The 15,602-nt window shown below is 75.2% G+C and carries 10 protein-coding genes; 9 read left to right on the forward strand and 1 reads right to left on the reverse strand.

The annotated features are described in order from the left end of the window. Positions 1-268: 268 nt before the first annotated feature. Genes ACZ6KY_RS24545 through ACZ6KY_RS24580 form a run of 8 tightly spaced genes read left to right on the forward strand, consistent with a single transcriptional unit; the run spans position 269 to position 11,287 of the window. On the forward strand, positions 269-1,312 hold the full coding sequence (locus ACZ6KY_RS24545; RefSeq protein WP_469312424.1) for an ATP-binding cassette domain-containing protein: 1,044 nt from the start codon (positions 269-271) through the stop codon (positions 1,310-1,312). Further along, positions 1,309-2,067, forward strand: coding sequence for an ABC transporter permease (locus ACZ6KY_RS24550; protein WP_469312425.1), 759 nt, complete (start codon positions 1,309-1,311; stop codon positions 2,065-2,067). Before ACZ6KY_RS24545 ends, ACZ6KY_RS24550 begins: the two co-directional genes overlap by 4 nt. Next, entirely contained in the window at positions 2,064-3,365 is a 1,302-nt protein-coding gene (locus ACZ6KY_RS24555) for a M16 family metallopeptidase (RefSeq protein ID WP_469312426.1), read from the forward strand. The genes ACZ6KY_RS24550 and ACZ6KY_RS24555 overlap by 4 nt, the downstream gene beginning before the upstream one ends. Beyond that, entirely contained in the window at positions 3,362-4,675 is a 1,314-nt protein-coding gene (locus ACZ6KY_RS24560; RefSeq protein WP_469312427.1) for a M16 family metallopeptidase, read from the forward strand. Before ACZ6KY_RS24555 ends, ACZ6KY_RS24560 begins: the two co-directional genes overlap by 4 nt. A gap of 21 nt (positions 4,676-4,696) precedes the next feature. Beyond that, a complete protein-coding gene (locus ACZ6KY_RS24565; RefSeq protein ID WP_469312428.1) occupies positions 4,697-5,776 on the forward strand; it encodes an LLM class flavin-dependent oxidoreductase in 1,080 nt (359 codons plus the stop codon). Then, positions 5,773-8,082, forward strand: a complete 2,310-nt coding sequence (locus ACZ6KY_RS24570) for a hypothetical protein (protein WP_469312429.1) — start codon at positions 5,773-5,775, stop codon at positions 8,080-8,082. Before ACZ6KY_RS24565 ends, ACZ6KY_RS24570 begins: the two co-directional genes overlap by 4 nt. Continuing rightward, positions 8,079-9,776, forward strand: a complete 1,698-nt coding sequence (locus ACZ6KY_RS24575; protein WP_469312430.1) for a hypothetical protein — start codon at positions 8,079-8,081, stop codon at positions 9,774-9,776. The genes ACZ6KY_RS24570 and ACZ6KY_RS24575 overlap by 4 nt, the downstream gene beginning before the upstream one ends. Continuing rightward, positions 9,773-11,287: a hypothetical protein gene (locus ACZ6KY_RS24580; RefSeq protein WP_469312431.1), complete on the forward strand. Its 1,515-nt coding sequence runs from the start codon at positions 9,773-9,775 to the stop codon at positions 11,285-11,287. The genes ACZ6KY_RS24575 and ACZ6KY_RS24580 overlap by 4 nt, the downstream gene beginning before the upstream one ends. Before the next feature lie 9 nt (positions 11,288-11,296). On the opposite strand, the gene ACZ6KY_RS24585 is transcribed toward ACZ6KY_RS24580, so the two are convergent. Beyond that, the gene (locus ACZ6KY_RS24585) at positions 11,297-14,266 is read right to left on the reverse strand and encodes a helix-turn-helix transcriptional regulator (RefSeq protein WP_469312432.1); all 2,970 of its coding nucleotides are present in this window, start codon (positions 14,264-14,266) and stop codon (positions 11,297-11,299) included. A 448-nt stretch (positions 14,267-14,714) separates the two neighbouring features. Between ACZ6KY_RS24585 and ACZ6KY_RS24590 the strand changes: the two genes are divergently transcribed. Beyond that, complete coding sequence (locus ACZ6KY_RS24590; protein WP_469312433.1) at positions 14,715-15,551, forward strand: helix-turn-helix transcriptional regulator; 837 nt, start codon at positions 14,715-14,717, stop codon at positions 15,549-15,551. Positions 15,552-15,602: the final 51 nt, after the last annotated feature.

Raw genomic sequence — 15,602 nt, forward strand, 5'->3', positions numbered from 1 at the left:
CTTGCCGTAGACATGAAATGCCGGCTCGGTCACCCCGTCGCCGAATCCGGGCAATCCGGCAGATCCACCTCGCCGCCTTTGGCACGTTGCTGTCAGACGACATCTCCGCCCCGGCCGGGAGCTGGACTCCGCGGCGCGGAATTGACCAGAGTGGCGCAGTGCCCGGCCACCGCCGGTGCGGCGACGCCGACGGGCCGCCCAAGACTTGGCCGTTGTCCGCCCATCTCATCCCGCGGCGTCCTGTTCGATTCAGGACCGGAGGAACTCTGTGATCAGCGCGCAAGGCCTCAGCTACTCGTACCGGACCCGCTTCGGCACGGTCGAAGCCGTCCGGAACGGGACCGTGGACGCCGTCCGGGGCATCGACCTGGAGGTGGCCGAGGGCGAGATGGTGGGCTTCCTCGGCCCCAACGGCGCCGGCAAGACCACCACGGTACGTATGCTCACCACCCTCCAGACGCCCACCGGCGGCACCGCCTCGGTGGCCGGCCATGACGTGGTCCGCGAGCGGGCCGCGGTGCGGCGGGCGATCGGCTACGTCGGCCAGTCCTCCGGCGGCTCCGAGCACCTGGTCGCTGACGAACTGCGCACCCAGGCTCGGCTACAGGGCATGACGCCCCATCAGTCGACCGCCCGTACCGCCGAGTTGATCGACCAGTTCGAGCTCGACGGCTTCAGCGGACGGCCGGTCGCCAAGCTCTCCGGCGGCCAGCGCCGCCGGGTGGACGTCGCGCTCGGGCTGGTGCACCGCCCCGCCGTACTCTTCCTGGACGAGCCGAGCGCCGGCCTGGATCCGCAGAGCCGGGCCAACCTCTGGGACCACCTGCGCAGACTTCGCAGCGAGCACGGCACCACGGTCTTCCTCACCACGCACTACCTGGAAGAGGCCGACCTGCTCTGCGACCGGATCGTCGTGATCGACGGCGGCCAGGTGATCGCCTCCGACACCGCCGAGGCGCTGAAGGGCCGGATCGGTGGCGACGTGGTCACCCTGGAGACCAGCCGGATCAGCGACGCCGCGACCGTGGTCGCCCGGCTGGTCCCCGGCTGCGACCTGGACACCACGCCGGACGGCGTGCAGTTCCACGTGGCGCACGCCCAGCGACTGCTCCCCGAGCTGCTGCGGGCCCTCGACCTCGCCGACGTCGCCCTGGAGTCGGTCTCCGTCAAGCGCCCCACCCTGGACGACGTCTTCCTGCGTCTGACCGGCCGTTCCCTGCGCGAGGAGGGCCGCCCGGCCCTGCCCGTGCCCTCCGACGGAGACCAGATCCTGTCGGCCACCGAGACGCCGAACACCGAGGTGACCACGTGACCACCGCCGCGACGAGCTGGATCATCTTCCAGCGCTCGATGCGCTTCACCCTCCGCAAGCCCGCCTGGGTGATCTTCGGCCTGATGCAGCCGTTGCTCTACCTGGTCCTGTTCGGCCCACTGCTGAACCGGATCGGCCAGGCGCCGGGTTTCGAGGGGGGCAACACCTGGCGGGTCTTCGTCCCTGGTCTGCTCGTCCAACAGGGCGTCTTCTCCGCCGTGTTCGTCGGCTTCGGCATCATCTCGGAGGTCCGGTCCGGTGCGCTGGACCGGATGAGGATCTCCTCGGCCGGCGAACTCGGCCTGCTGCTGGGCCGGATGCTCCGGGACGCCGTGGTACTCACCCTCCAGGCCGGGCTGCTCACCCTGGGCGCGCTGGTCGCCGGACTGCGGGCGCCGGTCGGCGGGGTGCTGGCGGCGTTCGCCCTGGTCACCGTGGTCGGCCTGGCGATGTCGGGCCTCGCGTACGGGCTCGCGCTGCTGGTGAGGAACGAAGAGGCGTACGGCCAGGTGCTCAACACCCTGATGCTGCCCACCATGCTGCTCTCCGGGGTACTGCTGCCGCTGGCACTGGCGCCCGGCTGGCTCGCCGGACTGGCCGAAGCCAACCCGATCTCGCACATCGTGACAGCCGAACGCGCCCTGTTCGCAGGCGAGTTCAGCGGTAGCGACACCCTGGTCGGAGTGGCCGTCGCGGCCGGCCTGGCGGCACTCGCCACCTGGTTCGCCGCCCGCACGATCCGCAGCGGCTCATGACGGTGCCCACCGCGGCGGCCCCACCCGCCGTCGCCGAGGTGCACCGGCACCGGTTGGCCAACGGTCTGCGGCTGGTGGTGATCCCGGACCCGGGCAGTCCGGCCGTCGGCCTGGCCGTCGCCTACGGGGTCGGCTATCGCTCCGAGTCCCGGTCCGGCTTCGCCCACCTCTTCGAGCACCTGATGTTCCAGGGCAGCGCCAACCTCGCGGCCCAGGAGCACGCCCGGCACATCCAGGCCAACGGCGGCGTCTTCAACGGCACCACCCACCGCGACCACACCAGCTACTTCCAGGCGATGCCGGCCGAGGCCCTGGAGCTCGGCCTCTTCCTGGAGGCCGACCGGATGCGGGCACCCCGGATCACCCCGGAGGCGATCACCACCCAGGCCTCGGTGATCGCCGAGGAGATCCGCCGCACGGTCACCAACCGGCCGTACGGCGGCTTCCCCACCTTCCGGCTGCCGCGCGTGCTCTTCGACTCCTTCGCCAACACCCATGACGGGTACGGCGATCACGCGTCGCTCGGCGCGGCCACGGTCGAGGAGTGCGTGGACTTCTTCGACCACCACTACGCCCCGGCGAACGCCGTACTCGCCATCTGCGGCGGCATCGACCCCGACGAGGCGGTCAAGCTGGCCGAGCGGCACTTCGGGACGATCCCGCCCCGTGCGGCCGCCGCGCCGCCCGAGCTCGCCGAACCGCCGCTCGCCGGGCCTCGCACGGTCGAACGCGAAGACCGTCTCGCTCCCCTCCCCGCGATCGCCGTCGGCCGACGGATGCCGCCGCCGGACTCGCCCGACCACCTGGCGGCCGTGGTCGCCGCCGCCGTCCTCGGCGACGGCGAGTCGAGCCGGCTGCGCCGCTCGCTGATCCGCGAACGCCGGCTGGCCACCCAGGTGATGGCGATGGCCGGCCTCTGTGGCCCCTTCGACTCCCGGGACCCGGACGCCTTCCTTGTCAACGCCGTCTGCCCGCCCGGCGTCTCCGCCCGGCACACGGCGGAGGCCATCGACGAGGTACTCGCCGAACTGGCCGCCGAGGGCCCCGCCGAGCACGAACTCCTGCGCGCGGTGCGGAGGTTGCAGACCGCCTGGTACTCCGACACCGACCCGGTCGGGGTCCGCGCCCGACGACTGGCCGGCTACGAACTGCTGCACGGCGACGGAGAACTGGTCCTCGACGCACCGCGGCGCTTCGCCACCGTCACCACCGAGGACGTGCGGCGGGTGACGGCCGACCTGGCCGAACGCCACCCGGCCGTGCTCCGGCTGGTACCCGAGCGGAAGGCCGACCGATGAACCCCGGCAGTATCGGGGCCACGCTGCCCCCGCTCGCCCCACCGCGGTCCGCGCCACCGCTGGAGGTGGTGGACACCGTCCTGCCCACCGGACTGCGCGTGGTGGCGGCCCGCCGGGCCACCGCCCCGGTGGTCCAACTCCGCCTGGGCGTGCCCTTCGGCGGCTCCACCGCCCGGCACACGGCCGCCGCCGAACTGCTCGCCTGCACCCTGCTGACCGGCGGCTCGGGGGGCGGCCGGACCGCCGTCGACGACGAACTCGCCGCCGTGGGCGGCACTCTGAAAGCCGTGGTCGGGCCCGAGGAACTCCGGATCACCGGTCAGGTACTGACCGAGGGCCTGCCCCGGCTGCTGGCCGTACTCGCGGACCGCCTCACCGGCGCCGGGTACGAGCCGGCCACGCTGGAGGCCGAGCGAGAGCGGCTGCTGCACCGGATCCGGCTCACCGAGTCGGTGCCGGCCCGGACCGCGCGAGCGGCGCTGCTCCGCCGCTGCTTCGGCGATCACCCGGCCACCCGGGAGACCCCCACCACGGACCGGGTCGCAGCCGTCGACCGGGACGAGGTGGCCGAACTGCACCGGACCCGACTGGTGCCACGCGGCTCGGCACTGATCCTGGTCGGAGACGTCCACCCCACCCGGGTCGTCGAGGAGTCGGCGATCACACTGGGCGGCTGGTCGGCCCGGCTCCAGGCGGTGGGGATGGCCCCACTGCCCGCCCCGGCCCACCAGGGGGAGCCGGCCCAGGCCGTCCCGGCCGCCGGGTCCCGGCAGAGCGAGGCCCGGCTGGCCGCGCCCTCCCTGGTCCGGACGGATCCGGGCCACCCCGCGCTGGTGCTCGCGGACCAGGTCTTCGGCGGCTACTTCTCGTCGCGCCTGGTCCAACGGCTGCGCGAACGGGAGGGCCGGATCTACACCGGGCAGTCCGCGATCGAGCAGCGGACCGGTTCGGCGCTCGGCACCGTCCAGTTCGCCAGCGCGCCGCGGCACGCGACCGCGGCCGTCGACGGCACCCTGGCAGAACTGGCCGCGATCTCCGGCGACCGACCGCCGACCGCCGAGGAGATCGCCGCCGCCCGGGGTTACGCACTCGGAATCCAGGCGCTCGTCCGCTCCACCCAGAAGGGTCTGGCCGACAGCCTGTACGGGCCGGTCCTGGCAGGCCTGCCCGCCGACTGGGCCGACCGGATCGCGGACCGGCTGCGCACCGTCCCCGACGACGAGGTCCGCGCGGCCGCCGCCGCCCACCTGCGCCCCGAGGCGTACACCGCGGTGCTGCTCGGCCCGCCCGCCCAGGCCGACACCGACTGAAGCCCAGTTAGGAGCAACACCATGCGCTTCGGCGTCTCCTTCCTCCCCGACTCCTCACCGCGGACCAAGTCTCCGGCCGACTACTACCGGGAGGTCTTCGACCTCTGCCGGCTGGCGGACGAGTCCGGGATGGACTACGTCAAGATGACCGAGCACTACCTGCACGCCTACGGTGGCTACTGCCCGAGCCCGCTGACCTTCCTGGCCGCGGTGGCCGCGCAGACCCGGCAGATCCGGCTGATCACCGGCTGCACCCTGCCGGTCTTCCACCACCCGGTGAAACTCGCCTCCTACATCGCCATGGTCGACGCGATCAGCGACGGGCGCCTGGAGGTCGGCTTCGCCCGTGCCTACCTGCCGCACGAGTTCCAGACCTTCCAGGTGCCGATGGACGGCAGCCGGCAGCGTTTCGAAGCGACGGTCAACGCGGTGCACCGGCTGCTGACCGAGGAGCAGGTCACCGAGGACACCCCGTACTTCTCGTTCCAGAACGCCACCGTGCTTCCCCGGCCGACCCAGAACCCGCGGCCGCCGTTCTGGGTCGCCGCGGTGCAGACCCCGGAGAGCTTCGACCGGATCGGCCGGTTCGGCCACGGTCTGCTGATCACCCCGACCGGCCGCGAGTTCGACACCTCGCTCACCGCCCGCTACCGCGAGGCGTTCGCCGCGCACCACCCGGACGGCACCCCGAGCGTCATGGCCAGCCTGCCGCTGCTGGTCGCCGAGACCGACCAGAAGGCCCGCGAGCTGGCCGACCCGCACCTGAACGAGTACCTGAAGGTCTGGGCCTCCGCCCTGGACACCTGGGACGAGACCGTCTCCACCGACTACCTCCAGTACACCGGTCTGGGCAACGTGGTCCGTACGCTGACCGCGAAGGACCTGCGGGCCACCGGGACGGCGTTCGTCGGCTCGCCCGAGCACGTCGCCGACCAGATCGGCCGCTTCCAGGAGCGGGTCTGCCTGGACGGGATCCTCTGGCAGGCGGACTTCGGCGGCTTCGGCGGGACCGACGCCATGCGCTCGGTGGAACTCTTCGCGGACGAGGTCCGTCCCCGGCTCGCCACCGAGAGCGCCGCACCCGCCGGAGCCACCGTATGACCGCCCCGGCCGCCGGCGGCCCCGCGGACACCCCGGTCCTGCTGCTCGGCCGCGTCCCCGGCCGCCGCCTCACCTCGCCCGGTCTGCGAGCCGCCCTGACCGCGCTGGCCGCCGCCCCGGACCGGGCGGCGGCCGAACGCGAGGTGGCGACCGCCCACGGCGAGGCGCTACGGCAGGAGCGCGCCGCGCTGCGTTCGGCGCTGCTCGGGGACGGTTTCCGGTCGACGCTCGCCGCCGGACGGCCCGGCGGCCCGGTGAGCCGCTACCTCGCCGCCGACCCGCCGGAGCAGCCGACCGCCGCGCGGGACGCCACGGCTTCGGAGCCCGCCGTCCTGGAGCAGTTCACCCGGGCGATGCTCCGGCTCGGGCCGCCGACGGCGCACACAGCGGTCGCCCTGGGCCGCTGGGACGAGCACGGCGCCTCGCTGGACCGACCCGGCCTCGACCCGGCCCGCGGTCGCTCCGTCCTCGCGCTGGACCGGCCGCAGCTGGTGATGGCGGTCGACGCCCTGCTGGCCGGCCCGGGTCCGGCGGCCGGGTCGCTCCCGCCGCTGCTGCGGGCCAACTGGACCCTGCGGCACCGGCACTCCCAGGTCCAGTTCTACCGCCGCGACGGCGAACAGCTCCGGCTGGTCGCCACCGCGACGACCGGGAAGGTCCGGGCCCTGCTCGGCCTGGTCGAGCTCGGTCCGCTGCCCGCCGAGGTGCTGGTCCGGGAGCTGGCCGCCGGGCTCGCGCTGGGACCGGAGGCCGCGGCTGCCCTCGCGGCCGAGGCGGTCGAGCTCCAACTCCTGGTCGGCGCGGCAGAGTTCGACGGTCAGGACGAACGCCCTGCGGCAGCCGCCGCCAAACTCCTGACCGACCGTCACCCCGGAGCGGCCAAGCTGCTTGTCGATGTCCAGGAGCGACTGGACGCCACCGCGAGTCACCAGCAGCGGCCACCGGCCGACGCCCTGGTCGGGCTGGCCGAGGACCAGCGGGCTCTCAACGCCCTGCTCTCGCACCCGATCGGACTACGGGTCACCGAGGAGTACGTGCTGCCGCCGGTCGGGATCGCCGCGTCGCCGCACCGGGAGGCCCTGGACGACCTGGCCCGGGTGCTGGAGTTCGCCGCCCTGTCCGACCGGGTGCACGACGCCCGGGCGCTGCTGGTCGCGGCCTTCACCGAGCGGTTCGGCCCCGGGGGCCGGGTCAGGCTGGCCGACTGCGCCGCCGACCTGGTCGCCGTGGTCGCCCGCCGGGCCCGGTTGCTGACCCCCGTCACCAGTGCGGACTTCGGCCCCACCGACGGCTCCCTCACCGAACTGCTGCGGCTGCGCGCCGCCGCCCGGGCGCTGCTCGGCGAGCGGATCACGACCGGGCCCACCGAGGTCAGGATCGACCCGGCGGAGCTGGCCGCCCTCGCCGACGGACTTCCCGAGCGCTTCCGTCGTCCCCACGCCTCGTACGGAGTGCTGGTGCGGCCGATCGGTGACCGGCTCGCGGTCCGGGGGTACCACCCCGGCGGCGGGAGTTCCGCACTGCGGTACATCGGCACCGATCGCGAGTTCGGCGGCGAGGCCCGCACCAGATTCGCCGAGCGGCTGAACCGCGCCGCGGGCCCCGCCGCCCTGCTGGAGGACCGCGGACTGCACGGCCTCGACGTCAACCACCGCCCACCGCTCCTCCCCGGCCGGATCGACCCGGTCGGCTGGCTCGGCCTCACCCTGGCCCACGACCCCGGCACCGACACCCTGGAGCTGCTCGACCCGGACGGCGCGCCGGTCGCCGTGCACTCCCCGGCCCTGGCCACACCAGGCCGGCTCGCGCCGCCGATGCGGATCGCCCTCTGGCTGCACGGCACCGGCCGCCTCCGGCTCGACCCGCCCGGTGAGGCCGCCGCCGATCCGCACCGCACCACCGGCACGGTCTCGTCGCCCAGGCTGACGGCGGGCCGGGTGGTCCTCCAGGGCCGCCGCTGGTACCCGGGGGAGGACCTGCCCACCGCCACCGGGCCCGGACTGCTCTGCGCGCTCGCCGACTGGCGGGCCGCCCACGACGTCCCCGAGGAACTGCTGCTGGTCGAACCCCGCCCGGCCGACACCGACCCCGACGGCCTCCTCGGCCCGCTGCCGACGGCACCCGGCCGCACCCGCTACGTCGACCTCGGCAGCGCGCTGCTGGCCGAGACCGTCCGGGAACTCCCCGCGGGCGGCTGCCTGGAGGAGGTTCCGGTCGGCGTGCAGGACGGCGCGCACGCCCTGGAATGGGTTCTTGAGTACGACCGCGCGCCCGGCGGGCGCTTCCACGACGGGGCCAGGCCGTGAGGGTGAAGCTGCGCCCCGGCGCGCACTTCGTACCGGTGGCGCGCGGCCTCTACTGCGCGCGGGCCGACCACAACTTCGTGCTGGCCGTCCCGCCGCCCCTCCAGCGGCTCCTCGACGACCGGCTCGGCGAACTCACCGACGGCGCCGACGCGGCGGACCTGCTCGGCTCGGTCGTCGAGCCGACCGAGCGGGTCGCCCTGCGACAGGTCCTGGTGGCGCTGCTCGACCAGGGCGTGCTGTTCGACCTCGACCGGGCCGGCGGGCCCGTTCCCGACCGCGCGACCGCCGAACGGTACGGGGACGCCCTGGCGCATTACGAGGAGCACTGCGCCGAGCCGTACGCCGCCTTCGCCGTCCTGCGCGCGGCCGAGGTGGCCGTCCTGGGCGAAGGTCCCGCTGCCAGGAGCGCCACCCGCGGGCTGCTGAACCTGGGCGTCGGCACGGTCACCGACCGGCCGGGCCCCCGCACCGCGGCGGCCGTCCTCGCCGTCACCGCACCCGTGGAGCTGCCCGAGCTCGCCGCCCTCCTCCCGGCCGGCACCCCGTACATCCCGGTCCCGGCCGGGGACGGTCACCAGATCGTCGGCCCGGTGCTGCGTGGCGTGCCGCAGGCCCGCGCCTTCCGGGCCGCGGCCGAACGCGCCGCCGCCTGGTCCCGCGGCCACCCCGCCGGACGCGCCCCCACGCTGCACGCCGCCACCCTCGCGGGCTCCCTCGCCGCCCGCGGCATCCTCGACCACCTCGGCGCGACCGCCCTCGACACCCCTGACCTCCACCTCATCCACGGCCGCACCCTCCGGACCACCCGCCACCCGTTCACCGTCCGCCCGGCCGGACCCCGTTGGTCGCCCGTCACCCACCAGGCACCGGCGGACGCCGACGACACGCTCTCCCCGGCGGACAGCGCTCCGGACGAGCCGCTCACCACACGGTGGTCCGGGCTCGGACAGTGGCGGGACGACCTCGACCTGCCCCAACTGCCCTTCCGCTTGGCTGCGTTGGAAGCGATCGTGCTGCCGGGACAGCCGGTGCTGCTCGGCTGGGGGACGGAGCCCGAGGACGCCCGGCGGGACGCGCTGCTCCGGCTGCTCCGGGCGACGGCCGAGGACGCGAGGCCGGATCCCGCCCACCCGGGCACGGCCGCCGCCGGTACGACGTCCCGGCGTTGGCTGCTCGACGGCCTGCTCCGGGTCCTGTCCGCGGAGGAGACCGACGACGGCCCGCCGCTGCCGGGGTCCGAACTGGCCACGCCGCTGGCCCGGTCACTCGTCCGGGCCCTCACCCACTACTTCGACCGCCCCGCCCGGCTCAGCCGCCGCACCCTCCCGGGCACCGACTGGACCCTGGTCGCCGTCACCCACGCGGACACCGGTGAACGCCTCGCCCGCCAGTGGGGACCGTCCGCCCAGGCCGCCGCGCAGGCAGCGCTGGCCCGTGCCCTGGCCGGACTCCAGCAGGACAGGGCCGCGTTCGCGGCCGCCACCGTCGGCACCCGGGCCCTGGAGTGGGCCGGCCCGACGGAGCTCACCGCCCTCGAGGCCGCGCTCCGCTCCCCGGAGGTGCTGCGCGGCCGCGCGGTCCACGCCCGCAGGCTCACCACCGACCCGGTGCTCGGCCCCGTACCGCTTCCCTGCGGCCTGATCTGGCTGGCCGCCCCACCCACCGCCCCCACCCGAGCCCCGGAGGAATCGTGACCGGCACGGCCGACGTGCTCCGCTTCGCGCTGCGTCAGGGGCCGCTGCGCGGTCTGCTGCACGATCCGATCAACGTGGACGAGCGGGTGCCGACCACCGCCTGTCTCCCGCCGCGGTCCGCCCGCGGCGACCGGGGCCGTCCGCTGCCCCTCGGTGCGCACGACCTGCTGGCCGCCACCCCGTACCCGGCCGGCCGGGTAGGTGCCGCCGACGAGGGCGGCGGCCGACGGGTGGGTGCCGTGCTGGCAGCGGCCTTCGGGCCACTGCGCCGGGAGCCGTCGAATCCCGCCAACGACCACCGCGTGACGGCCTCCGTCCGCAGCAAGTTTCCGGTGCACGTCTTCACGGTGCCGGCCGAGGGCCCGGCCGGGTATCTCGACCCGTACCGGCACGCCGTGGTCGACCTCGACCCGGCCGACGCCCCGGCTCCGCGTCCTGCCCGGAACGACCTGAACATCGTGCTGGCCGGCCGCCACACCGATCTGCCGACGCCCTACGGTGTGCTGCGCTGCGCCCTGGCGGACCTGGAAGTCGGTATCAACCTGCGCAGCCTGCTGGCGACGGCCGAGCTGTTCGGCCTGCGGGCCTCGGTCCGGATGTCGGGACCCGAGGTGGTCCGGGCCGCCCGGCTGGTGGCCGCGACCGGTCCGGGGAGCTGGTCGGCACCCGTGGTGGTCACGCTGCACGAGGTGGGCGAACTGCCGTCGCCCGGACCGCTGGAGCCGGTCGGCGGCGGGGCACTCGACGCCGAGCTGGACGCCCTGCTCGAAGTGGAGACCGGCCATCCCAGCCTCGCCGAGACCGCCGCCGCCGTGGCCCCCCGGCTGACCGGCCCCGCGACCCCCACCGGCCCCGGTCGCGCGCTCCCGGAGCTGCCCCGGCCCGGATCGCAGAAGGCGGACCAGGACTGGGCCCGGGTGTGGTGGAACAGGTCGGCGGGCCGCGTGCCACGACCGCTGAGCGGGTTCTCCGCCCGGCCGGTCACTCGCGGCGAGGACTGCCTGCGGGACCTGCTGGCCTGGGCGGCGGCCCCGGCGCCCGTCGCGCTGCGCGAGGTGGCTGCCCGGGTCAGGCTCACCGTGGTGCCCCAGCGGCTGGCCGGTCTGCCCACCGGCCGGTACGGGTTCACCGACGGCGGGCTGCGGCTGGCGGAGGCCGACCCGGAGCTGCCGCGCCGGATGGAGGCGCTCTTCGGCTACCCGCTCACCCCGGCCAACGACTGCGGCGTCCGGCACGCCACCGCACTGTGGATCTTCTCGGCCGACCTGCGGACGCTGGTCGAGGATCTCGGGCCGGCCGCTTGGGGTCTGCTCCAGGTCTGGTGCGGCTGGGTCTCGCACGGACTGACCCTGGGCGCGGCGGCGCACGGCCTGTTCGCCCGTCCGGCGCGGTCCTTCGACGAACACCGGCTCGCCGACCTGCTGCGCCTGCCCGAGGCGGAGTCCCCGGTGTTCCTGACGGCCTGTGGCGCGACCCGGTACGCCGAACCCATGCTCGACCTGCGCCCGTGATCCGCCCTGCTAGGGCCTGTCAGGGCCGAGCGCCTGCCGACCGCCCTCGGCGGCCAGCAGCGCGCCGAGCGCCGTTCGGGAGGTCACGCCGAGTTTGCGGTAGATCTTCGCGAGGTGGGCGTCGACGGTGCGCGGGCTGAGGAACAGGCGGTCGGCGATCTCCCGGGTCCGGGTGCCCTCGACCGCGAGCGCGGTGATCTGCCGCTCCCGTGTGGTGAGCAGGGCCAGGCGGGGAGCGGTGTCCGGCGGGGACTGCCCGGCCGTCCCGGACCGCGCGGCCAGGCCCCGGCGGACGGCGGCGGCCTGCCCGGCGATCGAGCCGGCGCCGGTCTCGGCGGCCAGCCGGTCGGCCTCGTCCAGCCAGGCGTCGGCCCGGCGGCGGTCCCCGACGGCGGCCGCGATGGGGGCGCCGATGGCCAGGGTCAGCGCACGCTGGACGGCGAACCCGGCTTCCTGGAACCACTCGGCCGCCGCCGCGAGGCCCTCCACGGCCAGGACGGGCTCGCCGCGGGCGGCGGCCACCAGACCTCCGGCCCGCCGGGCGAAGCCCTGCTGGCCGCGGAGTCCGAGGCGGTTGGCCACGGTGTCCGCGAGCACCGCCCAGGTGTCGGCCTGTGCGACGTCGCCGGTGGCCAGCGCGGCGGCCGACAGCAGGGCGTACCAGAGCGGACGGAAGATCACCTGGGTGAGCGGCAGCTCGGGGCCGCCCCCGGCGTCCAGCAGGACTCGGGCGCAGCGGGCGGCCTGACCGGCCGCCAGCAGCGCCTGTGCGTGGACGGCCACCGTGCTCCGGCTCCACAAGCCCGCGCTCGGGGCGGACCGGACGGCCTCCTCGGTGAGTGCCAGGGCCGCTCCGTCGGCGGGTCGGGCGTTCGAGCCCGTCGCTGCCGCACGGAGGGCCATCGCCAGGCCCCTGAGCTCACGGATGCCGAGTTGCCGGGCGACCTCCTCGGCCCCCTCGGCGGTCCGCTCGGCCTGCCGCAGCTCGCCCGTCCAGAGCTGCCGGAAGCCGATGCCGAGCAGCAGGTGCGGCACCACGTGGTCCTGGCCGTTCCGGCGGGTCAGGCGCAGAGCCCGGTCGTGGTGGCGGGCCGCGTCGGCGTACCGCTCGGCGAACAGCTCGCCCCAGCCCAGCTGGCCGAGTGCCTCCGGCTGCCGGGCGAGGTCGGCGTCGGAGAGCCGGTCGGCCAGCGCGGCACCCGCGGCCAGCTCCCGGCGGGCCTGGTCGACCCGGCCGAGGCAGATGCTGCCGAGTCCGCGTACGGCGAGGGCCGTCGCCTCGGCCGGCGGGTCGCCGAGGTCGCGGGCCATCCGCACCGCCCGTTCGACGAACGGGTCGGCGTCCGCGAAGCCTCCGGTGAGCAGGGCCACCGTGCCGTACTCGGTCATCAGCGCGACCGCCTGGGGCGAGGACCAGCCCGCGATCCTGGGCAGCTCGTCGCGCAGCAGGGCCTCGGCCTCGGAGTAGTGACCGAGCATGCGTTCCGTGCGGGCGCACAGCATCGCGGTCTCGATCCGCCGGTCCAGCGGGTCGGTCGGGACCCGGGCCAGCACCTCGTGCAGCAGGTCGCGGCTCTCCGACAGCTGTCCCGAGGTGGCCAGGGCGAGGGTGCGCGCGAGCTCCAGCCGGAGCCGGCGGTCGCGTTCGGCGGGGGCGTCGGGGATGGCCCGCAGAGCGACGCCCAGCCAGCGTGCGGCGTCGCCCGGGGCGGTCCGCAGCGCGGCCTCGGCGGCCTCCTCCAGGATCTGGACGACCTGCGGGTCGGCGTCGACGAGGCACCGTTCGGCGTGCCGGGCCCGCTCCACCGCGGGGGCGCTGCCCCGGGTCAGCCGGGCGAGCGCGCGGCGGTGTGCGCCGACCCGCCAGACCGGGTCGGCGTGCTGGTGGACCAGCCTGCGCAGGACCGGGTGGCGGAACGTCAGCTGGGGCGTGCCCGGGACCGGGCGCAGGATGTCGCGCCGGGTCAGCGTGGTGGCCGCGTGGTGGGCCCGCTCCGTGGAGAGTTCGGCGACCTCCGCCAGTGCCTCGACCAGGAAGCGTTCGCCGAGCACGGCGGCAGCGGCGGTGAGTAACCGGCCGTCGTCGGGCACCAGGGCGAGCTCGCCGAGCAGCACCGCCGCCGGTTGGCCGAGTGTCCGGCCGCCGGTGCCCGGCGGGCGGACGCCGACCGCTCCGTCGTCCCCCGCCAGGTCGGCGAGGGCGAGCAGGAGGAGCGGGTTGCCGCCACTCTCCCGGTGCATCTCGTCCCAGCAGTGCGACCGGCCGTCGGCCTGCCCGGTGCCGCCCGCCAGGCGGGCGAGGGCGGCGGACTCGGCGGCGGACAGCGGTCCGACCTCGACCCGCTCGGCCGGGCCGCTCTGGTCGGCCCGGCCGAGGACGTCGAGCAGCCGCAGCGGCGTCTGCCGGGGACGATGGGTGATCACCAGCAGCAGTGGCCCGCGCACCCGATGGTGGATCAGATGGTCGGTGAGCTCGATCGATCCCGGGTCGGCCCAGTGGGCGTCGTCCAGGATCAGCAGGGTCGGTGCCTGCTCGGCCCACCGGCCGAGGAGCGAGCGCACCCGCTGGTGCGTCCGCGCCCGCTCGGCGCCGACGGGTGCGGGCTGATCCGACCAGAGTTCGTTCGCGGGGCCGTCGCCGAGCAGCGGCTGGAGCGAGTCGGCCAGACCGGGTGGCAGCAGCGGTCCCGCTGCCTCGGCACGGAACCGGTCGCCCAGCGCGTCCTGGTAGATCCCGAACCCGAGCCCGGTCTCGGCTTCGGTCGCCCGGCCCTCCAGGACCTGGACGCCACGCGAACGGGCGTCGGCGGACAGTTCCCGGAGCAGGCGGGTCTTGCCGATCCCCGGCTCCCCGGTGATCTCCAGGATTCCCCCGAGGCCGCTCAGCAGTTGCCCGACCGCGCGTTCCAGTCGTGCGACTTCGACATCCCGGCCGACCAGCCCGGCCGGCCGCCCCGAGCGAACGTCCGGTACGTCCACAGGCCCCGCCCCGCCCCACCTTGCACCAGCGCCGGTCCAGCAGAGCCCCCGGCGGTCGGGACCGTGCCCGACCAGGGCTCACCTTAGGTGACTGATCTTCAGTACGTATATGAGTTAGGTAGTTCTGCGGATGCCCGGCGAATCCCCTCGCCCATAGATTCGGCGACGTCGCCCCCCACCACCACAAGAACGGGGACTGCGGGCCTCGTTCATCCCTCCTCCAGGAGCAGTCTTGACGCGTATCCGCGCGGCAGCGGCGGACATGGCAGCAACTGCGTTCGCTCCCAGCACCTGCCGATGCCCCACGCCCCACGGACCCACACCTCTTGGCCACGCATCTCCCGGATGCGCCCCGCTCGGATCCGCGCCCGCCGTCACCCCGTCGGTCGTTCGGGCGGCCGCCCGGTGGCCGGCCGCGGCCGAAGCGGCAGCGTCGGGACTCCACGCCGTGCTCGCCAGCGAGAGCAGCTACTGGCGGTCGGTGCTCGACCTGGCGGGGGGCCGGCTGGATTCCCTGCTCATGATGCAGAAGCAGGTCTCCGCCGCCTTCGACGGACCGGTCACCGAGCGCGCCGTGGGCACCGAAGCGCTCTCGACGCTGCTCCGCTCACTGGCCACCGACTGCCGGTCAGGGGTGGACTGGCTGCGGTCCGGCGGCCGACGGCCGTCCGCGCTCGCGCCGCTGTTCGGCCGGGGGCTGGACGGGTTGTCCGGCGAGGTGCGGGTGCGGGCCCTGCTGGACTCGGTGCCCGACGCGGCCCGCGCCGGGCGGCTGCTGGAGGCCCACCCGAGAACCGGGGAGACCGAGGTGCGGAGCAGCCCCGGTCTCCCGCAGGAGATCCTGCTGGTCGACGATCGGATCGCCTTGGTGCCACAGGCCTTACCGGGAGGCGAACCGGCAGTCGCGGTCCTCCGCGAACCGGCCGCCGTCCGGCTCGCCCGGCTCCTCTTCGAGGCCGCCTGGTCCACCGCGGTGCCCGCCGAGCGGTCTACGCGGTCCACGCGGTCCATGCCGCCCGTGCGGGCCGTCGGGGCCGGGGAATCCGTCGACGACTCCTCGACGGACCCGGACAACCTGGCCGACGACCCGCTGAAGCTGCGGATCCTGCAACTGCTGGCGGCCGGCGCCAAGGACGAGTCGATCGCCCGCCGTACCGGCGTCTCCCTGCGCACCTGCCGACGGCACATCGCCGCGATCCTCCTCGCGCTCAACGCCGAAAGCCGGTTCCAGGCCGGGGCCAACGCGTTCCGCCTCGACCTGATCGGCCCGTCTCCGCAGCTCTGACCCGCCCCGCCGACAGGTCGGCCGGAGGCCGTATCGGACATCCGATACGGC

The organism is Streptomyces sp. NPDC042002 (genome assembly GCF_055588305.1).

What these genes read in the sequence shown, in the direction of transcription:
- ACZ6KY_RS24555 (WP_469312426.1), top strand. Translation starts at nt 2,064, where the DNA reads ATGACGGTGCCCACCGCGGCGGCCCCACCCGCCGTCGCCGAGGTGCAC.
- ACZ6KY_RS24560 (WP_469312427.1), top strand. Translation starts at nt 3,362, where the DNA reads ATGAACCCCGGCAGTATCGGGGCCACGCTGCCCCCGCTCGCCCCACCG.
- ACZ6KY_RS24565 (WP_469312428.1), top strand. Translation starts at nt 4,697, where the DNA reads ATGCGCTTCGGCGTCTCCTTCCTCCCCGACTCCTCACCGCGGACCAAG.
- ACZ6KY_RS24570 (WP_469312429.1), top strand. Translation starts at nt 5,773, where the DNA reads ATGACCGCCCCGGCCGCCGGCGGCCCCGCGGACACCCCGGTCCTGCTG.